Raw genomic sequence first — 20,337 nt, 5'->3', positions numbered from 1 at the left:
GCGGGCGGCCGGCGCGGCTGGTTGAATGGCGGCATGTCCCTCGACCCGAAGGTCGCCGAGCGGCTCAAGCGCAACGGCGACGGGCTGGTGCCCGCGATCGTCCAGCAGCACGACACGGGCGAGGTCCTCATGCTCGCCTGGATGGACGACGAGGCGCTGCACCGCACGCTCACCACCGGCAGGGCGACCTACTGGTCGCGCAGCCGTTCCGAGTACTGGGTGAAGGGCGCGACCTCGGGCAACGTCCAGCACGTCAAGGCGGTGTCGCTCGACTGCGACGGCGACACGCTGCTGGTCCAGGTCGACCAGGTGGGCGCCGCCTGCCACACGGGCGACCGCACCTGCTTCGACGCCGCCCCGCTGGAGGTGTCGGCCGCGCCATGACCGGCCCGCACGACACCGGTGGCCCTGACGGCCCGCGCGACACCGCCCGTGCGGCGGGTCGTGGGCGCGGTCGCGAGCTGTGGACGTGGGTGGGCCTGACGGCGCTCGGCTGCGCCTTGGTGCTGTTCGCCGCGACCCGCGCGTGGATCACCGTGCGCGCCGGGCACCCCGCGGGCGTGCCGGGCGGCGCGGGAGCCGACCCGGCGGCGCCGACGGGCGGCGAGCTCGCCCCCGTGCTGACGCCTCTCGCGCTGGCCGGTCTCGCGGGCGTGGTGGCGGCGCTGGCCTCGAAGGGGTTCGCCCGCCGTGTGGTGGGGGCGCTGCTGACCGTGTGCGGCCTGGGCGCCGGTCTCGCCACCTGGCTGGCGGTCGCCGGTGACGCCCCCGCGGGCTGGCTGCGCGAGCACGACGCGCTGCGCGGCCTCGGCTCGTTCTCCTGGGACGTGGTGGCGGCCTGGCCCGCGCTGTCCGGGCTCGGCGCGGCGCTGATGGTCGCGGGCGGGGTGCTCGCCGCCGTGCGCGGCCCGCGATGGGCGGGCATGTCCGACCGCTACGAACGCGCCCCGGCGGGAGGCCGTCGCGAGGTCGCCGGCGACCGCGCCCTGTGGGACGCCCTCGACCGGGGCGACGACCCCACCTGAGAACCCGCGCGTTGGCGGGTTTCGTGGTGGAACGGCCCCGACTGGGGCGTCTGTCCTGGTCGCGGCTGTCGCGTGGAGGTTACAACTCGCCCTCGGTGTCCCGGCCCGCCGGACCGCTGTTCCTTTTGTCAATAAGCTGCCCCTGCAACGGGCCACGACGACGGAGGATCGACATGGGGTACGGGGACCAGAGCGGCGGCGGCGGGTACGGCGCGCAGCCGCCTGGGGGAGGGTACGGCCAGCAACCCCCGAGCCAGGGCGGCTACGGTCAGCAGTCGCCCAACGGCGGCTACGGCCAGCCTCCGAGCGGCGGCCAGGGCTACGGCCAGCAGCCCCCGAGCCAGGGCTACGGCCAGCAGCCTCCGAGCCAGGGCTACGGTCAGCAGCCCGCCGGCGGCTACGGCGGGGGTTACGGCGGCCAGCCGGGGAGCGGCGGTTACGGGTACGGCCAGCCCGGCTCGGGGGCGCAGGGCTACGGCCAGCCGGGTTCGGGGCCGCAGGCGTACGGCCAGCAGGGCTACAGCCAGCCGAACCACGACCAGCAGGCGTACGGCCAGCAGGGCTACGGCCAGGCGTACGGGCAGGCCCCCTACGGCGGGTACGGCCCCCCGCAGCAGCGCAGCACCAACGGCCTGGCGGTCACCTCGCTCGTCCTCGGCATCGTCGGCCTGGTGTTCTGTGGTCTGACCAGCATCCCGGGCGCGATCGTCGGCCACATCGCGCTCAGCCGCATCAAGCGCACCGGCGAGGAGGGGCAGGGCATGGCCATGGGCGGCCTGGTCACCTCCTACATCACGATCGTGCTCTGGCTGGTCCTGTGGCTGTTCTTCGGCGGCATGTGGCTGGCCCTCATCGGCGTCACCACGGCCGCGAGCACCTCCGGCTCGTACTGACGACCTGCGGGTCGTCCTGACCGGTTCAGTGCTGTTCGGTGAAGCCCGCCGGTTGGTCACGGAGACTTCCGGTCTGATCACAAATTGTCCGCAAAGTGGACGTATTTCCACGTCCCGGGTGGTTTCTCGCTAGGCTGCCGCGCGCAACTCGCCAGAGATGGACACTTGAGGAGTCACAGCATGAGCTACGGGAACCAGGGCGACGGCGGGTACGGCGCCCAGCCTCCGGGCGGTGGCTACGGCCAGCAGCCGCCGAGCGGTGGCGGTTACGGCCAGCAGCCTCCCAGCGGTGGCGGCTACGGCCAGCAGCCCCCCAGCGGCGGTGGCTACGGCCAGCAGCCGCCGAGCGGTGGCGGCTACGGCGGCGGTTACGGTCAGCAGCCCCCCGGCGGCGGCTACGGCCAGCCCGGCGGCTACGGCGCCCCGCAGACCCCGCCGGACAACCACCTGGTCGCCGCGATCCTGACGACGCTCTTCTGCTGCCTTCCCCTGGGTATCGTCTCGATCGTGAAGTCGTCGCAGGTCAACTCCAAGTGGCAGGTCGGCGACTACCAGGGCGCGGTGCAGGCGTCCGAGGAGGCCAAGACCTGGTGGAAGCGTTCGCTGATCGCCGGCATCATCTGGTGGGTCCTCGTGATCATCGGATACGTGCTGCTGTTCGTGATCGTGGCGGCCAACGCCCCGAGCTCGACGTACTGATGGGCATGGCGGACATCGAGCGGCGCGGCTCCGACCGGCTGCGGTCGGTGCTCGCGCCGCTCGGCGTCGCCGCCGCCGCGGGCGTGGTCTTCGCCGTGGTGGGCACGATCGACCCCAACGAGCCGGGGCACTACCCCACGTGCCCGTTCCTGTGGGCCACCGGCCTGTACTGCCCGGGCTGCGGCACGCTGCGCACCATCCACGCGCTGGCCCACCTCGACCCGGCCGCCGCGCTGGGCCTCAACCCGCTCGCCGTGGCGATGATCCCGTTCCTGGTGTTCTGGTGGGGACGCTGGCTGGTGCGCGCCCTGCAGGGCCGGCCGCGCCGGACGGACCTGGCGCACCCGGCGTGGCTGTGGGCGTTCCTCGCGCTCGTCCTCGTGTACTGGGTGGTCCGGAACCTGCCCTTCGGCGCGTTCCTCGCGCCCTAGCCGGGGCCGGTGGCGGAGCGACGCCGCCGGGGCCGATACCATCGCAGGGACAGGCCGGGAGCGGACGCGACGCGAACTTCCTGCCATCCCCTACTGCCGACCGGAGGGATCCCAAGCGCGTGAGTGAGCGGACGGAAGGACCGAGCGTCCTCGACGACATCCTCGACGGGGTGCGTGCCGACCTCGCCGCACGCCAGCAGGACGTCTCGCTCGACGAGCTCAAGCGGCGGGCCGAGCGGGCTCCCGCCCCCCGCGACGCGCTCGCGGCGCTGGGCGGCGACCGGGTCTCGGTGATCGCCGAGGTCAAGCGCTCCAGCCCCTCCAAGGGCGCGCTCGCCGCGATCGCCGACCCCGCGGCGCTGGCCGCCGACTACGAAGAGGGCGGCGCCCACGTCATCAGCGTGCTCACCGAGCGCCGCAAGTTCGGCGGCAGCCTCGACGACCTCGCCTCGGTCCGCGCCCGGGTCGACATCCCGATCCTGCGCAAGGACTTCGTCCTGACCTCCTACCAGCTCTGGGAGGCCCGCGCCCACGGCGCCGACCTGGCACTGCTCATGGTCGTCTGCCTGGAGCAGGAGGGGCTGGTCTCGCTGATCGAGCGGGCCACCTCCATCGGGCTCACCCCGCTGGTCGAGGTCCACACCGAGGAGGAGCTCGACCGGGCCCTGGCGGCGGGCGCCCGCGTCATCGGGGTCAACGCGCGCAACCTGAAGACACTCGAGGTCGACCGGGATGTCTTCGCCAAGATAGCGCCGAAGATCCCGGATAATGTCATCAAGATCGCGGAGTCGGGCGTGCGCGGCCCGCACGACCTGCTCGCCTACGCCCGCGCCGGGGCCGACGCGGTGCTGGTGGGCGAGAGCCTGGTCACCGGCAAGGACCCGCGCAAGGCGGTCGAGGCGCTGGTGACCGCCGGCGCCCACCCGGCCACGCGCCCCGACCACGGAGCAGAGGGACAGCAGTGACACACGACGGCTCCATCCTGACCGCAGCCGACCTGGCCGGCAACGGCGTCCACGGCGACGATCCCGACCGGCACGGCAAGTTCGGGATCTTCGGCGGGCGCTACGTGCCCGAGGCGCTGATCCCGGCGCTCGACGAGGTGGCCTCGGTCTACGAGAAGGCCAAGAACGACGCGCAGTTCCTGCGCGAGTTCGACCACCTGCTGCGCACGTACGCGGGGCGGCCGACCACGCTGACCGAGGTGCCGCGCTTCGGCGAGCAGGCCGGCGGCGCGCGGATCATCCTCAAGCGCGAGGACCTCACGCACACCGGCGCCCACAAGATCAACAACGTGATCGGCCAGGCGCTGCTGACCAAGCGGCTCGGCAAGAAGCGCGTCATCGCCGAGACCGGCGCGGGTCAGCACGGCGTGGCCACCGCCACCGCCGCGGCCCTGCTCGGCCTGGAGTGCGTCATCTACATGGGCGCGGTCGACTGCGAGCGCCAGGCGCTCAACGTGGCCCGCATGAAGCTGCTCGGCGCCACCGTGGTGCCCGTCCACAACGGCTCGCGCACGCTGAAGGACGCGATCAACGAGGCGTTCCGCGACTGGGTGACCAACGTCGACACCACCCACTACCTGTTCGGCACCGTGGCCGGGCCGCACCCGTTCCCCGAGATCGTGCGCGACTTCGCGCGGATCATCGGCGTCGAGGCGCGCCGCCAGACGCTGGAGCTGACCGGCCGGCTGCCCGACGCGGTCTGCGCCGCCGTCGGCGGCGGCAGCAACGCGATCGGCATCTTCCACGCCTTCATCGAGGACCGCGACGTCCAGCTCCACGGCTACGAGGCCGCCGGCCACGGCCTGGAGAGCGGCGAGCACGCGCTCACCCTCACCGCCGGCTCCGTCGGCGTGCTGCACGGCTCGCGCACCTACGTGCTGCAGGACGACGAGGGCCAGACCATCGACTCCCACTCGATCTCGGCCGGGCTCGACTACCCGGGCGTCGGCCCCGAGCACGCCTGGCTGAAGGACACCGGCCGCGCCACCTACCACGGCGTCACCGACGACCAGGCGATGGCCGCCTTCTCGCTGCTGGCCAGGACCGAGGGCATCATCCCGGCCATCGAGTCCTCCCACGCGCTCGCCGGCGCGCTGGAGCTCGGCCGCGAGCTCGGGCCCGAGGCCACGATCCTGGTCAACCTGTCCGGTCGCGGCGACAAGGACATGGGCACGGCCATGAAGTACTTCAACCTCTGACCCAGGGCACCGAGGCCCCTCGCCCTGACGCCGGGGCCCTCCCCCGCCGGGACCGCGTGACGGCCCCGGCGGCACGGCCCCGGTCCTGGCCCGGGCGCACGCGTCGGCGGCGGCGCGATGACGGCACGACGGGCCCGATGACGGCATGATGGGAAGGGCGGCGGCGAAGAGGCCACCGACCACCAGGAACGGACGATCATGACTACTCTTCAGACGGTGTTCGCCAAGGCGAAGGCGGACAACCGGGCCGCGCTGGTCGGCTACCTCCCCGCGGGCTTCCCGTCCAAGGACGGCGCCATCGCCGCCGCGACCGCCCTCGTCGAGGCCGGCTGCGACGTCATCGAGATCGGCCTGCCCTACTCCGACCCGCTCATGGACGGCCCCACCATCCAGGACGCCGTCCACCGGTCGCTGACCAACGGCACCCGCATCGCCGACGTCATGCGCACCGTCGAGGGCGTGGCCGCCACCGGCGCGGCGACGCTCGTCATGACGTACTGGAACCCGATCGACCGCTACGGCGCCGAGCGGTTCGCCCGCGACCTGGCCAGCGCCGGGGGCGTCGGCACGATCACGCCCGACCTGACGCCCGAGGAGTCGGGCACGTGGCGCGAGGCGTCGGCCGCGGCGGGCATCGACACGGTGTTCCTCGTGGCGCCCAGCTCCACCGAGGAGCGCATCCAGGCGGTCGCCGACTGCTGCACCGGGTTTGTGTACGCCGCCTCGCTCATGGGCGTCACGGGGGCCAGGGAGTCGGTCAACGTCGCCGCCGAGGGGCTGGTCAAGCGCACGCGCGCGCACACCGACCTGCCGGTGTGCGTGGGGCTCGGCGTCGGCACGGGCGCGCAGGCCGCCGAGGTGGCCGGCTACGCCGACGGCGTCATCGTGGGGTCGGCGTTCATCCGCCGCCTGCTGGACGCCCCGGACGAGGCCGCGGGCCTCGCCTCGATCGCCGAGCTGGCCCGCGAGATGGCGCAGGGCGTCCGCTCCCGCGGCTGATCCCCTCCGACACGGGCACGCCCGGGTTCCCGCACGGGGCCCGGGCGTGTGTCGTTTCATCCTGATGGGGATGCGTATTGACGCATAAGTCTTGCGAGATGTCAGTATCGCGGCGAGAGTCGGAGTTCCCGACGAAGGACACGTATGCGCCGTCCCGCCGCGCTCGCAGCCTCCCTCGCGTTATCCCTCCTGACTCCCTTCGCCCCGCCCGCGCAGGCCGCGCAGGCGTCCGCCTCCCTTGGCCCCGTGCCGCCCGCCACGGTCGCGCAGGGGACCGCCCCGCCGCCCACGCCTGACCCCACCCCGGCGCCGCCGTCCTACGACCTGGCCTCGCCGGACCCGCGGCCCACCGGGGCCCCCGCTCCCACGCCCACCGCGCAGGCCATCGCCCCCGAGCCCGTCACCGTCGCCGAGCCGCTCACGATCTCCTCCGACCGGCTCACGGTCGATCTCGACCCCGCCTTCCCGCGGATCCTGCGCTACACCGACCGCGCCACCGGCGCCACGCTCGGCGGCAGCACCGGCGTGCCCGCCGTCGTCCTCAACGACCGGCCGTACGAGGTGACCGTCCGGCAGACCGGCCACGACGCCGCCGGTGCCCGCTACCGCCTCGGCTTCCCCGCCCTGCCCGGCGTGAGCCTGGAGACGAGCGTCCGCGTGCGGGGCCGGGTGACGACGTTCGCCGTCGACGGGGTCGCCGACACCGCCGCCTTCCGCGTCAACACGATCGACCTGCCCGGCCACGACCTCGTCTCCGTGGCGAGCGACGAGCCCGGCGCTGCCACCGCCTTCACCCGGCTCGACCCCAACTCCACCCGCACTGCCGACGTGTTCGCCGCCGTCACCGAGCGGACCGCGCCCGACCCCGCTCCGGTCGGGGCCACGTACGCGATCGTCAACACCTCAAGGCTGGCCGCCGCCGTCGAGTCCGACTCCACCTACGACCGACCGGCCGGCCCCACCGACAAGGACGCCGCCCGCTTCTGGCACCAGGCCAGGAAGGAGCCCGGCGGCACGGTCAGGGTGGGCGTGTGGAGCGGCCAGTGGACCCACCGGGCCACCGGCTCCCCGTTCACCGAGGAACGCCCCTGGGCCAAGGTCGTCGTCACCCCCGACGCCAACGGCGACGGCACCCTCGACTGGCAGGACGGCGCGCTCGCCTTCCACGAGATCGGCGTCAAGGCGCCCGGCGCGGACGCCACCAAGGACCGCGTCGTCACCCACATCCCGTTCAACTTCTCCAGCCAGGCCACCCACCCGTTCCTGCGCACCCTGGACGACGTCAAGCGCGTCTCGCTGGCCACCGACGGCCTCGGCCAGCTCGCCATCCTCAAGGGCTACCAGTCGGAGGGCCACGACTCGGCCCACCCCGACTACGGCGGCCACTACAACGACCGCGCCGGCGGCCTGGCCGACCTCAACACGCTGCTGAGGACGGGCCGGCGGTGGAACGCCACCTTCGGCGCCCACGTCAACGCCACCGAGGCCTACCCCGAGGCCCACGCCTTCAGCGAGCAGCTCGCCGACCCCAAGGCCAAGGGCTGGGACTGGCTCGACCAGGCGTACCTGATCGACCAGCGCGGCGACCTGACCCGGGGCACGCTCGCCGCGCGGCTCAGGCGGCTGCGCGAGGAGACCGACCCCAACCTCGCGCTGCTGTACGTGGACGTGTTCCGGCCGTTCGGCTGGGTCGCCGACCGCACCGGCCGCGAGCTGGCCGCGCAGGGCTTCCAGGTCGCCACCGAGTGGTCGGACAAGCTCGAACGCACCTCCCTGTGGGCGCACTGGGCGAACGACCTCAACTACGGCGGCGCCACCAACAAGGGACTCAACTCGCAGATCATCCGGTTCATCCGCAACGGTGAGAAGGACGTCTGGAACGCCCACCCCATCCTGGGCAACGCCCGGATCGTCGAGTTCGAGGGCTGGACCGCGGAGAACGACTACACCGCGTTCTCCCGCAACATCTGGCAGCACAACCTGCCCGCCAAGTTCCTGCAGCGCCACCGCATCCTCGACTGGAACGCCGACGAGATCGTCTTCTCCGGCGGCGTCCGCGGGACCTCCTCCGGAGGCACGCGGCGGCTCTACGCCGACGGCCACAAGATCCTCGAAGGGGATGCGTACCTGCTGCCGTGGGACGGCCGCCTCTACCACTACAACGCCGCCGGGGGCGAGACCACCTGGGACGCCGACCGGCCGCTGACCGTCTACCGGCTCACGGACCAGGGACGGGTGCGGACCGGCGTCGTCACCCCGGCCGGGGGCCGGATCACGCTGCGCGCCGAGGCCGGCGTGGCCTACGTCCTCTACCCCGGCGCCGCGCCCGCCGTGCCCGACCCGCGATGGGGCGAGGGGAGCGGCGTGCGCGACCCCGGCTTCTCCGACGACCGGCTGCGCGGCTGGACGGTCACCGGGCCCGTGAGCGTCGAGACCAACGCGCTCGGCCACCGCGTCGCCCTGCTCGGCGCCTCCCCCTCCGCCTCCGCGTCCCCCTCCGCCTCCGACGGCGACGGCGCGCCGGCGAGCCTCGAACAGCGGTTGACGGGGCTGCGGCCCGGACGGCCGTACACCGTGTCGGCCGCCGTCGAGGTCGAGCCCGGTCGCGCCCGCGCGACCACGCTGGAGGTGAGCGCGCCCGGCCTGCGCGAGAGCGTGACCCTCACCCGCTCCACGGCCAGGAACTACATCGCCTCCGACGAGAAGCACGACACGTTCTTCCAGCGCGTGCCCGTGCGGTTCACGCCGCGGGGCTCCACGGTGACGTTCCGGATCGCCGCCGCCGGGGGGACCGGGCGGGTGCGCGTGGACGACGTGCGGCTCATGCGGTCCGCCGCGCCGGAGACCGTCGGGGCCTTCGAGTCGCCGGAGCCGGGCTGGGGACCGTTCGTCAAGGGCGACGCCGGAGGCGCCTTCGACGCGCGCACCCATCTGGCCGAGCGGCACGAGCCGTACACGCAGGCGGGCTGGAACGGCAAGACCGTCGACGACGTCATCGACGGGCGGTTCTCGCTCAAGGCGCACGAGGAGCGGCGCGGCCTGGTCTACCGCACGCTCCCGTGGACGGCGCGGTTCGAGCCGGGGCACGCCTACGAGGTGTCGTTCCGGTACCAGAGCGGCCTGGCCGGCGCGTACGCCTGGGTGACCGGCTACGACAAGGGCGGCGACACCGTCGAGACCCGCGCCACGCCGCTGCCGGAGCGGCGGGCGACCACCCGGTTCGCCGAGCGCGTGGTCGCGGGCTGCGGCGACGTGTGGGTGGGGCTGCGCTCCCTCCAGGCCGAACAGGAGGGAGCCGACCTCGTCCTCGACGACTTCGCCGTCCGGGACCTGGGGGAGTCGCCCGAGGCCCAGGCGTGCGCGTCGCTGACCGTCACGCCCGCGTCACCGGTGTTCGAGCAGGGAGTGGCGGGCGACGTGGGCGTGACCTTCGTCAACCGCGAGGACGTGCCGGCCGTGGACGTCGTCGTGACGCCGGCCGTACCGGACGGGTGGACCGTCGCGGGAGGCGGCGGCCCGGCCACGGTGGAGCCGGGAGGCACGCTGAAGACCGCCTGGAAGGTGACGCCCCCGGCCGGCGCGCCGTACGACGTCTACGAGATCGGGGCGACCGCCTCCTACACCGCCGCCGGGAGCCCCAGGACCGTCGCGGCGGCGGCCTCCGTGCGCACCCTCCCGCCACCGCCCTCCGGCGACGCCTGGGCGAGCGACCTCGACTGGGTGAGCGCCGACAACGGCTGGGGACCGGCCGAGCGCGACCGCTCCAACGGCGACTCGGCGCCCGGCGACGGCCCGCCCCTGACGATCGGCGGCCAGGTCTTCGCCAAGGGCCTCGGCACGCACGCGCCCGCCCGCGTCCGCTACTTCCTCGGCGGCTCCTGCACGGCGTTCACGGCCTCCGTGGGCGTGGACGACTCGCAGGGCACAAGGGGCTCGGTCCGGTTCACGGTGCTGGCCGACGGCGTGGTCAAGGCGGCCAGCGGGGTCCTGCGGGCGGCCGACCCGCCGTACGAAGTGGCGGCGGACGTGAGCGGCGCCCGATATGCCGAGCTTGTCGTGGACGACGGCGGAGACGGGGTGGGAAACGACCACGCTGACTGGGGAGACGCCCGTTTCCGCTGCTAGCCTGGGTCTCACCCGGGAGGTCGTGAAACGCCAGGCGGGGCACTCTTTTCCCGCCTTAACCGACGCTTATCGGCTCCGTGATCGGATGGTCTCCGGGTAACTGTGCGCATCCCAGCACAGAGACAAGGAGAAGGCCCGTGATCGCGTCGTCTGCGTCACTGCCCGGGAGGGCAGCGATACCCTTGGTGACGACCGTCGCCCGGCTCGTGCTGGGCGGAGTGCTGATCGCGGCCGGCTGGCTCAAGATCGGCAACCCGTCCGACAGCGTCGTGGCGGTCAAGGCGTACCAGCTGCTGCCCGACTCGGTCGCCACGACCGTGGGCTACGGCCTGCCGATCATCGAGATCGTGGTCGGCGTGCTGCTGGTGGTCGGCCTGATGACGAAGGTCGCCGGGGTGATCGCGGCGCTGCTGATGCTGGCCTTCGTCTTCGGCATCGGCTGGGCGTGGGCCCACGGCCTGCGCATCGACTGCGGCTGCTTCGGGGGCGGCGGCGAACTGGGCGTCGGGCAGGAGCCGTCCTACCTGCTCGACATCCTGCGCGACTTCGGCCTCGTGCTGCTGGGCGTCTGGACCGTCCGCTTCGCGCCGGGCGCCTTCGCGCTCGACTCGGCGCTCGGCCTGGCCGGCGACACGGGGAGCAGCGGCCCGGCCGGCGACGACCACGACGACGACGGCGACGATCACGACCAGGGGACACGGGCATGAGCAAAGGGGAGCGGATGAAGACCGCACGCGAGAAGATCAAGCAGCAGCAGGCCGCCGAGCGCCAGCGCGAGCAGCGCAGGCGTGTCGTGACCTACGCGGCCGTGGGCGTCGTCGCGCTGGCCGCCATCGGGGGCGGCTGGCTGTACGCGGCGAGCAGGTCGCAGTCGGAGGAGGCGGCCGCGGGCGACCAGGCGCCGGTCACCGTGCAGTCCGACGGCTCGGTGGTGATGGCCAAGGCCGGCGTCGAGAAGCCCGTCCTCGACATCTACGAGGACTTCCAGTGCCCCGCCTGCAAGCAGCTCGAGACCGTCAGCGGGCAGACGTTCAAGAACCTCGCCGCCGAGGGCAAGGCCAAGGTCGTCTACCACCCGATCTCGATCTTCCAGCGTGAGCCCACCCGCGGCAACTCGCTGCGGGCCGGCGCCGCCGCCCGCTGCGTCGCCGACGGCCGGCAGTGGCTGGCCTTCCACGACCTGCTCTACAAGAACCAGCCGTCCGAGACCGTCGAGGGCTTCAAGATCAACGATCTGGTCGGCTGGGGCAAGGAGGCCGGCGTCACCTCGCCCGACTTCGAGCAGTGCGTCACCTCGCAGAAGCACGCCCAGGCCCAGCTCTCCTACGCCGACAAGGTCATCAAGGCGCAGAAGATCGAGGGCACGCCCACCGTGAAGCTGAACGGGGTGGACCTGGAGGGCAATGTCGCCTTCACGCCTCAGCAGCTACGCGATCAGGTCACGAAGGCGGCCAAGTAGCCTGGCGTCCGCTACCCTCACCGACATGCCCCTTGCCTCGATTCCCAGCCCTTCCCAGGGGGTCTGGTACCTCGGATTCATCCCGGTCCGGGCCTACGCCCTGTGCATCGTCGCAGGCGTGATCGTCGCCGTCTGGCTGAGCGAGCGCCGCTGGCGCGCCCGCGGCGGCCAGAAGGGCACGATCATCGACATCGCCGTGCCCGCGGTGATCTTCGGCCTCATCGGCGGCCGGCTCTACCACGTCATCACCGACTGGCAGATGTACTTCGGCCCCCGGGCCATCAAGCCGGCCTACAAGGCGCTGTTCATCTGGGAGGGCGGCCTCGGCATCTGGGGCGCGATCGCCCTGGGCGCCGTGGGCGTGTGGATCGCCTGCCGCCGCCGCGGCCTGTCGCTGAGCGCCGTGGCCGACACGGTCGCCCCCGGCATCGCGTTCGCCCAGGCCATCGGGCGCTGGGGCAACTGGTTCAACCAGGAGCTGTACGGCGGGCCCACCACGCTGCCGTGGGGGCTGCAGATCGACCAGCAGCACGGCGGGGAGCCGGGGGTGCTCTACCACCCGACGTTCCTGTACGAGTCGCTGTGGAACGTGGCCCTCGGGTTCCTGCTGCTCTTCGCGGGCAGCAGGTTCAAGCTGCGCCACGGGCGGCTGTTCGCGCTGTACGCGGCCGGCTACACGCTGGGGCGCTTCTGGGTCGAGGGGCTGCGCATCGACCCCGTGGGCGGCGTGGACCACGCCGTGACGTTCCTGGGCATGCGCCTCAACCAGTGGACCGCCCTCGTGGTGTTCGTGGGGGCGGTCGTCTACTTCTTCGCCACGCGTAACAAGGACACCGTGGAGCACGTGGTCCCGCCGGGGGTCCAGCCGCTGGTCGAGGGCGACGGGGTGGCCGTGGACCCGGCTCACCCGGCCGACCAGGCCGACGACGAGGAGACCTCCGGCGCGGCCCGTACGGAGCCCGATCCGGCCCGTACGGAGCCGGACGCGCCCGCCGCCGAGTCCGGTACGTCCGCTGAGTCCGGTACGTCCGCCGAGCCCGGTGCTTCCGCTGCCGGCGCTGACGCGGAACCCGCGGGGGCCGCGGAGGCCGAGGCGGGTCCGGAGAGTACGGTGAAGGCGGAGAGCACCGCGCAGGCGGAGGGCGAGCCCGAGGCGGAAGGGGCGGCCCGGGCGCCCGGTGAGCACGCCACGGCAGAGGAGAAGCACGCGCGATGACCGGACGCGCGGAGATCCACCACCAGCATCGCGACGTCACCGGCGGCTGGCTGCGGCCGTCGGTGTTCGGCGCGATGGACGGGCTGGTGTCCAACTTCGCGCTCATCGCCGGTGTCGCCGGCGGCACCCCCGACGCCAAGGTCGTGCTGCTGGCCGGCGGCGCGGGCCTGGCGGCGGGCGCGTTCTCCATGGCCGGCGGCGAGTACGTGTCGGTGGCCAGCCAGCGCGAGCTGGCCCTGGCCGAGATCGCCGTCGAACGCCGCGAGCTGCAGCGCAATCCCGAGGCGGAGCAGGACGAGCTGGCCCAGGCCCTCGTCGACAAGGGCGTCCTGCCCGAGACCGCGGCCGAGGTGGCCGCCCAGATCTCCCGCGACCCCGAGCGCGCCCTGGAGGTGCACTCCCAGAACGAGCTCGGCGTCGACCCCCACTCCCTGCCCTCGCCCAGGCTGGCGGCCGTCTCGTCGTTCCTGTCGTTCGCGGCCGGCGCGCTCCTGCCGCTCGTGCCCTACCTGCTCGGCGCCACGAGCCTGGTGCTGTCGGCCGTGGTGTCCTGCGTGTCACTGTTCGCCGCGGGCGCCCTGGTGTCCACGGTGACGGCCCGCAGCTGGTGGTTCTCCGGCCTGCGCCAGCTCCTCGTGGGCGCCCTGGCCGCCGCGCTCACCTTCGCCCTGGGCAACCTGATCGGAGCGTCCGGCCTGTGACCACCACCAGGCAGGCGCCGCGCAAGCGGCGCCGTCCCCCGCGTTCGGACTGGCAGTTCCCCGTGCTCACCGACCTCGGGGTGGCACCGAACCGCCAGAAGCTCATCGTGATCGTCGCCACGGTCATCGGCGTCGTCGCCGGCGCCTGCGGCCTCGTGTTCGCCATCGCCTCGCTGGGCAGCTTCACCCCCGACCGCGAGGCCGGCGGCACGGTCGGCGGCAATGCCGTGCTGCCCGCCACCTACAACGGCTGGTCCTCGCCGAAGCTGTTCGAGCCCGTCCTCGACCGGGCCAAGGACGCCAAGCCGCTCACAGACAAGGAGGTCTTCGCCCAGAAGACCCTCACCGGCGACAAGAAGCTCACGCTCAAGCTCGCCGCCCGGCAGATCGACGCCGACTGCTCGGCCGCCGTATGGGGCGAGGAACTGCGCGCCAAGGTCGCCGACGCCGAGTGCAGCCAGGCCGCCCGCGGCTTCTACACCAGCTCCGACGGCCGTTACATCGGCCAGTACACCCTGCTCAACCTGCGCGACGGCCAGGCCGCCGCCGACCTCGTGGAGTCGCTGAAGCTCGGCTACCGGGGCGGCTGGGTGCAGGCGCTGCCCGCGGGCTCGGCAACGTTCCCCCGGGGCGGCTACTCCGAGGGCGCCGGCTACGCGCTCGGCCACTACGTCGGCCTGGTGTGGCTGGGCAGGGCCGACGGGTCGGAGCCGACCGCCCGGGACGACTTCGTGGGGCTCGCGCTGACGCTGCGCGGCGCCGAGAAGGCCGTCTACCGCCGGGTCGTCACGATCACGGGACCGAAGTCCTGATGCCGCCGACCGCCACCATCCGCGGGACCGGAGTCCTCATGCCGTCGACCGCCACCATGACAGGAGCGCAGACCTGATGCCGCGCCGTCTCATCGTCGCGCTGGCGGCCGTGGCCGGGCTCGCGGCGGCCGCCGCCGGGGCGTGGTTCTGGCTCGGCGGCGACGAGCCCCGGCCGGCCGCGCTCCGCAGCGAACGCACCTCCGCCCTCTACTCCCTCATCGACACCCGCCAGGCCGACTCCCGGCCGCTGACGGTCGACGAGGTCTTCACCGGCGGCACCGCCACGCTGGGCCCGCTGCGGCGGGTGTCGGCCGAGCAGCTCGACGGCTGCGAGGACGCGCTGTGGGGCGCCTCGGCCGCCGGCTGCACGCAGGCGTTGCGGGCCACGTACGAGGGGCCGGCGGGGGGCGCGGGCCAGTTCGTCATCTTCAACCTGGCCGACGGGCGCGCCGCCGACGCCCTGGTGACGGCGCTGGGCAGGGACGGGTTCGTCCGGCCGGCGGTGTCCCTCGACGCCGCCCACAGCCGGGCCACGGTACGCGCCATGGGCCACTATGTCACGGTGAGCTGGGCCGGCGCGCCGGGCGGGGGCGGGAGCGACCTGGTGACGACGCTGATCGAGCTGGACAAGCTCGGCCAGGTGGTGCAGGCCAGGGTCGTCGCGGCCACCTGAGGCCGTCCGCGTCCCTCGCGAGAGGTCTCACGGGCGTGGCTCTCCCTCAAAAGGGAACCTCCGATTCGGGGAGGGAGAGCCGCGCTCCGAAGAGAGACGCCCGTCCTCAGGAGGAGCCGCCCTCGCAGGGGCGTTCGGGCGCGCCCGGACGCCGGGTCTCACGAGGGGTCTGATGAGAGTTCGCGCGTGAGGGCGTCGAGGTCGGCGAGCCGCTGGGCGGCGTCGAGGCGGGCGGCCGTGGCGACGAGGACGAGCTCCGTGACCGCGATCTCGTGGGTGAGGGGCGCGATCGGCCCGGCCGCCTCGCGCGGCAGCCGTACCAGAACCTCGGCCTCGTCGGCCAGCGGCGACTCCCACGCGTCCGTCACCAGGATCAGCCGTGCCCCGCGTCCGCGCGCGGCCCGGACGAACCTGGCCGTGCCGGGGGAGTAGCGGCGGAAGTCGTAGGCGACGACCACGTCGGACGGCCCGAGGTCGAGCAGGGCCCGGGCGCGCGCGGGCGGCGTCTCGGGCACGCGGCGCGCCCCGGGGCGGAGACCGGCGAGCTGGCGTACCAGGTAGTCGGCGGCCAGCTCGCTCAGCGGCCCGCCCAGCGCCCACACCCCCCGGGCCTCGGCCAGTCGCGCGGCGACCGCGTCCAGCAGGGGCCCGGTCACCGCGGCCAGCGTGCCCTCCAGTCCGGAGCGCAGGTCCTCGGCCGCCTGACCGGTGTCGGGCGGCCGGGTGACGAACTCCCGCAGCCGTGACCGGTCCGCCTCGCGGGCGCCCGCCCGTACCGCTGCCTGGAAGTCGGCGAAGCCGGCGAACCCGAGCCGCCCGACCAGCCGGGAGGCGGTCGGCGGGCTCACACCGGCGCGCTCGGCGAGCGAACGCAGCGAGCCGAGCGCCGCGAACGGGTAGTCGTCGAGGATCACCCGGGCGATCGCCCGTTCGCCAGGGGGAAGCTCGGGATAGACCGCGCCGAGGCGGGCCGCCAGCGTATCGGGCTCCATGTTGACAGATGTTACATCGTTTCGGATTTGACCGCATGTGCGAAACGAATGTTATGGTCCGGGGCATGAGCACCTGGCATGGCCTGATCGACAGCGCGTACCGGCGCTGGCTGCCCGTCACCGACGACACCCCCTCCGTCTCCCTCCACGAGGGCAACACGCCGCTGCTCCGCTCCGCCCGCCTCTCGGAGCTGACCGGCTGCGACGTGTGGCTGAAGGTCGAGGGCGCCAACCCGACGGGATCGTTCAAGGACCGCGGCATGACCATCGCGGTCAGCCGGGCCGCCCAGGCGGGCGCCGAACTCGTCATCTGCGCCTCCACCGGCAACACCAGCGCCTCGGCCGCCGCCTACGCCGCCCGCGCCGGGCTCGCCGCCGCCGTCCTCATCCCGCGCGGCGCCGTCGCGCTCGGCAAGCTCGGCCAGGCCGTCCGGTACGGGGCGCGCATCGTGGAGATCGACGGCACCTTCGACGACTGCCTGCGCGTGGCCCGCGACCTGGCCGCCCACCACCCCGTCGCACTGGTCAACTCGGTACGGAACGAGCTGCGGCTCGCCGGGCAGCGGACGGTGGCGTACGAGATCGTGGACGCCCTCGGCGACGCGCCCGACCTCCACTGCCTGCCGGTGGGCAACGGCGGCAACATCACCGCCACCTGGCACGGCTACCGGACCTACGCCGCCGAAGGCCCGGCCACCCGTGTCCCGCGCCTGTGGGGCTTCCAGGCGGCCGGCGCCGCCCCCCTCGTCACGGGCGCGCCCGTCGCCGAGCCCGCCACGGCCGCCAGCGCCATCCGCGTCGGCAACCCCGCCACCTGGGACGGCGCCGTCGCGGCCCGCGACGAGTCCGGCGGCCTGATCGCGGCGGTGACCGACGAGCAGATCTTCGACGCGTACCGCATGATCGCCCGCCACGACGGCGTCTTCGCCGAGCCCGCCTCCGCCGCGGGCGTCGCCGGCCTCCTCGACCAGCACGAGCGGGGCAACGTCCCCGCGGGCTCGCGCGTCGTCGTCACGCTCAGCGGCGACGGCCTCAAGGATCCGGACGCCTCCCTGCGGGACGGCTACACCTCCCTGCGGACGGCGGCCGCCACGGGAGAGGTGGCCAGGGCCCTGAACCTGGCCGCCTGACGATCACCACGGGAGAGAACATGAGCAGGCGCGCATTTTATTCGCCTTCCCGTGTCGGCGGACAGGGCGAGGGGAGGATTCCCGGCGCAGCCACGCACGCCTGAAGGGAATGCCGCCGTGGGCCAGAACGCCGATCCACTGATCATCGTGCCCTCGCCCCCGCAGTTCCTGGACGCCACCGGCATCTCCTGGTGCACGATCTCCGACAGCGACTCCGGACTCGTCGTCTCCGGCTTCAGCGACGACGGGAAGGAGGCCGGCAGGCTGACGGCGGGATTCTCGGGCGGCATCGAGCTGGACCTGGCCGCGGGGGCCGAGCAGGTGACCTTCAAGGGCAGCATCTCGGCGTCGTCCGAGTACGGCTACGAGGTCGTGGGCCAGGAGGTCGGGCAGGCCGGGCACTTCGTCATCCACGAGAGCGACTCCACCGGTAATCCGGACTTCACCCAGCTCACGCAGAACTGGGCGGCCCTGGCCGATTCCCTCATCACCGTCGGATACGCGCTCGACAACGGGGCCGGGGACGGCAGCGACCAGCGGCGCGCCTGCTGCCGGACACTCGCCGCGGGCGTCCTCCTGGAAGGCGTGAATTACCTCAACGATCCCAGCTCCCAGGAATGGAGCAGGCTGGGGGACGCCGCACTGGCCTATCTCAGCGACGATTGCGGCTCCGCCTCGGCGTGAGAGAGGGGCGGAACCAGCGATGAAGGGGTACGACTTCGAGGGACCGGCGCTGGAGCTCGGGGCCCTGGTGCGCGAGGACGGCACCGCCGACCCCTCGGAGCCGATCCGGATCCCCCTCAGCATGCTCAACCGGCACGGGCTGGTGGCCGGCGCCACCGGGACCGGCAAGACCAAGACCCTCCAGCTCATGGCGGAGCAGCTCGCGGCCCAGGGAGTCCCGGTCTTCCTCGCCGACGTCAAGGGCGACCTGTCGGGGCTGGCCTCGCCGGGCGCCGCCTCCGACCGGGTCACCCGGCGAGCCGCCGAGGTCGGGCAGACCTGGTCGCCGGCGGCGTGCCCGGCGGAGTTCTACTGCCTGGGCGGGCTGGGGTCCGGCGTCCCGATCCGCGCCACGATGACGGCCTTCGGACCGACGCTGCTGGCCAAGGTCCTCGGGCTCAACGAGACGCAGGAGTCGTCACTCGGGCTGATCTTCTATTTCGCCGACAAGAACGGCATGCCGCTGCTCGACCTCAAGGACCTCATCGCGGTCATCCGGTACCTGACCGGCACACCCGAGGCGCTGAGCGGGATCGGCGGGCTCTCGGCGGCCACGGCCGGGGTCATCCTGCGCGCCCTGACCAACTTCGAGGCGCAGGGCGCCGACGCGTTCTTCGGCGAGCCGGAGTTCGACGTGCACGACCTGCTCCGGGTGACGCCGGACGGCCAGGGCATGGTCTCCATCCTCGAACTGCCCGCCGTGCAGGACCGGCCGCAGCTCTTCTCCACCTTCCTGATGTGGCTGCTCGCCGACCTCTTCCACGAGCTCCCCGAGGTGGGCGACCTCGACAAGCCGAAGCTCGTGTTCTTCTTCGACGAGGCGCATCTGCTGTTCGACGACGCGTCCAAGGCGTTCCTGCAGTCGATCGCGCAGACCGTGCGGCTCATCCGGTCGAAGGGCGTGGGCGTCTTCTTCGTCACCCAGACGCCCAACGACGTGCCGGCCGACGTGCTCGCCCAGCTCGGGGCGCGCGTGCAGCACGCCCTGCGCGCCTTCACCCCGCAGGACGCCAAGGCGCTCAGGTCCACCGTCTCCACCTTCCCCGCCTCCGCCTACGACCTGGAGCGGCTGCTCACCGAGCTCGGCATCGGCGAGGCCGTCGTCACGGTCCTGTCGGAGACGGGCGCGCCGACGCCGGTCGCCTGGACGCGCCTGCGCGCCCCTCGCACGCTCATGGCGCCGTCCAGCCCGGACGCGATCGCGGGTGTCATCGCCGCCTCGCCGCTCCAGCGGAAGTACGGCACGGCGGTGGACCGGGATTCGGCGTACGAGATGCTGTCGGCGAAGCTGGCCGCCCCGCCGCCCGCCGAGGCTCCCACACCCGCCGAGGCTCCCACCCCCGCCGAGGCCCCTCGCGAGCGGGAGACCCGCGAGGAGCCGGAGGCCGAACCGTCGATGCTGGAGAGCGTGCTGGAGTCGAAGGAGTTCCGCTCCATGGCGCGGTCGGCGGCGTCCGCGTTCGGCCGGGAGATCACCCGATCCCTCTTCGGCACGGCCCGCCGCGGGCGACGCTGAACCCCTGCCTCGCATCGTGACGTACGCTCGGCGAAAGATCACGAAGGGCGCCCGTCGCGCTCTCCCGAAGGAGCGGTGACGACCGCCGGGCCCTTCGGTGGCGGCCGAGGAGGTGCGGGTGCGGGCCCACGTTCCCCGAGGAGCTCTTCGTCGTCGTCGACGCGGGGCTGTGGTCCCTCGACCTGCTGGGCGAGGCGGCGCGCTGCGGCGGCTCCATGCTCGCGGTCCTGCACGAGGAACACGCCGCCGACCTCCGCTCGCTGGAGAAGGAGTGGAACAGCCCCTGGAACCGGGGCGCGGGCTCGGTCTCCGGGGATGAGCTCATGGCGGCGCGCGAGTCCCTGGAGCTGGTCCGGTGACTGCGGCGTGAGGCGGCCGAGCGTGAGGCGGCCGAGCGTGAGCGCGCCCGCCAGGGGACGACCGCCTGCTAGATGTATTGATCACGGACGTTGTTAACAGTGGGGGTTGATCATAGGAGAGGCCTCCGGTGTGGTGTAGGTGTCGAATCTGCAGCACACGCGGAGGCCTCGTGTCCCACCGTAACGCCCGGCTGACCGTTCATGGTCGCCGTCTGCTCGTTCACCGCGTCCTGTCCGGCCGCCCGGTCGCGCATGTGGCCGCCGAGATGGGCATCTCCCGGCCCACGGCCTACAAGTGGGTACGTCGATGGCGCGACCATGGCGAAGCGGGCTTGCACGACCGCTCCAGCCGGCCCCATACGACCCCGCACCGCACCGCGG

21 protein-coding genes are annotated in these 20,337 nt (G+C 73.2%); 20 read left to right on the top strand and 1 reads right to left on the bottom strand.

Translation table 11 applies throughout. From position 1 onward, the window contains the following. The first annotated feature begins 33 nt into the window (after positions 1 to 33). The 15 genes from hisI (at position 34) to HTZ77_RS06920 (ending at position 15,236) form a co-directional block, all read left to right on the top strand. Positions 34 to 384 carry a phosphoribosyl-AMP cyclohydrolase gene (hisI, locus tag HTZ77_RS06990; RefSeq protein WP_175588649.1) on the top strand — a complete coding sequence of 117 codons (351 nt, stop codon included), beginning with the start codon at positions 34 to 36 and terminating at the stop codon, positions 382 to 384. Beyond that, positions 381 to 1,025, top strand: coding sequence for a Trp biosynthesis-associated membrane protein (locus HTZ77_RS06985; protein WP_175588648.1), 645 nt, complete (start codon positions 381 to 383; stop codon positions 1,023 to 1,025). Before hisI ends, HTZ77_RS06985 begins: the two co-directional genes overlap by 4 nt. A gap of 173 nt (positions 1,026 to 1,198) precedes the next feature. Further along, positions 1,199 to 1,918, top strand: a complete 720-nt coding sequence (locus HTZ77_RS06980; protein ID WP_175588647.1) for a DUF4190 domain-containing protein — start codon at positions 1,199 to 1,201, stop codon at positions 1,916 to 1,918. 180 nt (positions 1,919 to 2,098) lie between these two features. Next, on the top strand, positions 2,099 to 2,617 hold the full coding sequence (locus HTZ77_RS06975) for a CD225/dispanin family protein (RefSeq protein WP_175588646.1): 519 nt from the start codon (positions 2,099 to 2,101) through the stop codon (positions 2,615 to 2,617). A 5-nt stretch (positions 2,618 to 2,622) separates the two neighbouring features. Next, on the top strand, positions 2,623 to 3,048 hold the full coding sequence (locus tag HTZ77_RS06970; RefSeq protein WP_175588645.1) for a DUF2752 domain-containing protein: 426 nt from the start codon (positions 2,623 to 2,625) through the stop codon (positions 3,046 to 3,048). Between the two features lie 119 nt (positions 3,049 to 3,167). Beyond that, on the top strand, positions 3,168 to 4,013 hold the full coding sequence (trpC, locus tag HTZ77_RS06965) for an indole-3-glycerol phosphate synthase TrpC (RefSeq protein ID WP_175588644.1): 846 nt from the start codon (positions 3,168 to 3,170) through the stop codon (positions 4,011 to 4,013). Between the two features lie 17 nt (positions 4,014 to 4,030). Further along, on the top strand, positions 4,031 to 5,251 hold the full coding sequence (gene trpB, locus HTZ77_RS06960; protein ID WP_407940485.1) for a tryptophan synthase subunit beta: 1,221 nt from the start codon (positions 4,031 to 4,033) through the stop codon (positions 5,249 to 5,251). A 198-nt stretch (positions 5,252 to 5,449) separates the two neighbouring features. Then, a complete protein-coding gene (gene trpA, locus HTZ77_RS06955; protein ID WP_175588643.1) occupies positions 5,450 to 6,250 on the top strand; it encodes a tryptophan synthase subunit alpha in 801 nt (266 codons plus the stop codon). 144 nt (positions 6,251 to 6,394) lie between these two features. Next, positions 6,395 to 10,375 (top strand): endo-alpha-N-acetylgalactosaminidase family protein, encoded by a 3,981-nt coding sequence (locus HTZ77_RS06950; RefSeq protein WP_175588642.1) that lies wholly within the window; start codon positions 6,395 to 6,397, stop codon positions 10,373 to 10,375. 185 nt (positions 10,376 to 10,560) lie between these two features. Next, entirely contained in the window at positions 10,561 to 11,082 is a 522-nt protein-coding gene (locus tag HTZ77_RS06945; RefSeq protein WP_175588641.1) for a MauE/DoxX family redox-associated membrane protein, read from the top strand. A gap of 14 nt (positions 11,083 to 11,096) precedes the next feature. After that, positions 11,097 to 11,834 (top strand): DsbA family protein, encoded by a 738-nt coding sequence (locus tag HTZ77_RS06940; RefSeq protein ID WP_235994438.1) that lies wholly within the window; start codon positions 11,097 to 11,099, stop codon positions 11,832 to 11,834. 25 nt (positions 11,835 to 11,859) lie between these two features. Beyond that, the gene (gene lgt / locus HTZ77_RS06935) at positions 11,860 to 13,050 is read left to right on the top strand and encodes a prolipoprotein diacylglyceryl transferase (protein ID WP_175588639.1); all 1,191 of its coding nucleotides are present in this window, start codon (positions 11,860 to 11,862) and stop codon (positions 13,048 to 13,050) included. Beyond that, positions 13,047 to 13,751, top strand: a complete 705-nt coding sequence (locus HTZ77_RS06930) for a VIT1/CCC1 transporter family protein (RefSeq protein ID WP_175588638.1) — start codon at positions 13,047 to 13,049, stop codon at positions 13,749 to 13,751. Before lgt ends, HTZ77_RS06930 begins: the two co-directional genes overlap by 4 nt. Beyond that, entirely contained in the window at positions 13,748 to 14,563 is an 816-nt protein-coding gene (locus HTZ77_RS06925) for a hypothetical protein (RefSeq protein WP_175588637.1), read from the top strand. Before HTZ77_RS06930 ends, HTZ77_RS06925 begins: the two co-directional genes overlap by 4 nt. A 76-nt stretch (positions 14,564 to 14,639) precedes the next feature. Beyond that, positions 14,640 to 15,236, top strand: a complete 597-nt coding sequence (locus tag HTZ77_RS06920) for a hypothetical protein (protein ID WP_175588636.1) — start codon at positions 14,640 to 14,642, stop codon at positions 15,234 to 15,236. Between the two features lie 158 nt (positions 15,237 to 15,394). Here HTZ77_RS06920 and HTZ77_RS06915 read toward each other — a convergent pair whose 3' ends face one another. Next, positions 15,395 to 16,228, bottom strand: a complete 834-nt coding sequence (locus HTZ77_RS06915; RefSeq protein ID WP_175588635.1) for a MurR/RpiR family transcriptional regulator — start codon at positions 16,226 to 16,228, stop codon at positions 15,395 to 15,397. Between the two features lie 65 nt (positions 16,229 to 16,293). Here HTZ77_RS06915 and thrC point away from each other — a divergent pair, with 65 nt between their 5' ends. The 5 genes from thrC to HTZ77_RS06890 form a co-directional block, all read left to right on the top strand. Beyond that, entirely contained in the window at positions 16,294 to 17,358 is a 1,065-nt protein-coding gene (thrC, locus tag HTZ77_RS06910; RefSeq protein WP_175588634.1) for a threonine synthase, read from the top strand. A gap of 117 nt (positions 17,359 to 17,475) precedes the next feature. Next, positions 17,476 to 18,042, top strand: coding sequence for a hypothetical protein (locus tag HTZ77_RS06905; protein WP_175588633.1), 567 nt, complete (start codon positions 17,476 to 17,478; stop codon positions 18,040 to 18,042). A gap of 19 nt (positions 18,043 to 18,061) precedes the next feature. Beyond that, the gene (locus HTZ77_RS06900) at positions 18,062 to 19,597 is read left to right on the top strand and encodes a helicase HerA-like domain-containing protein (RefSeq protein ID WP_175588632.1); all 1,536 of its coding nucleotides are present in this window, start codon (positions 18,062 to 18,064) and stop codon (positions 19,595 to 19,597) included. 215 nt (positions 19,598 to 19,812) lie between these two features. Then, a complete protein-coding gene (locus tag HTZ77_RS06895) occupies positions 19,813 to 19,956 on the top strand; it encodes a hypothetical protein (RefSeq protein ID WP_175588631.1) in 144 nt (47 codons plus the stop codon). A gap of 170 nt (positions 19,957 to 20,126) precedes the next feature. Next, on the top strand, positions 20,127 to 20,337 hold a 211-nt coding region (locus HTZ77_RS06890; RefSeq protein ID WP_175588630.1), incomplete at its 3' end, for a helix-turn-helix domain-containing protein.

The sequence above is a fragment of the Nonomuraea montanisoli genome (assembly GCF_013363975.1).
GTDB classification, from domain to species: Bacteria; Actinomycetota; Actinomycetes; order Streptosporangiales; family Streptosporangiaceae; genus Nonomuraea; species Nonomuraea montanisoli.
This window is presented reverse-complemented; position numbering and strand designations above follow the sequence as displayed.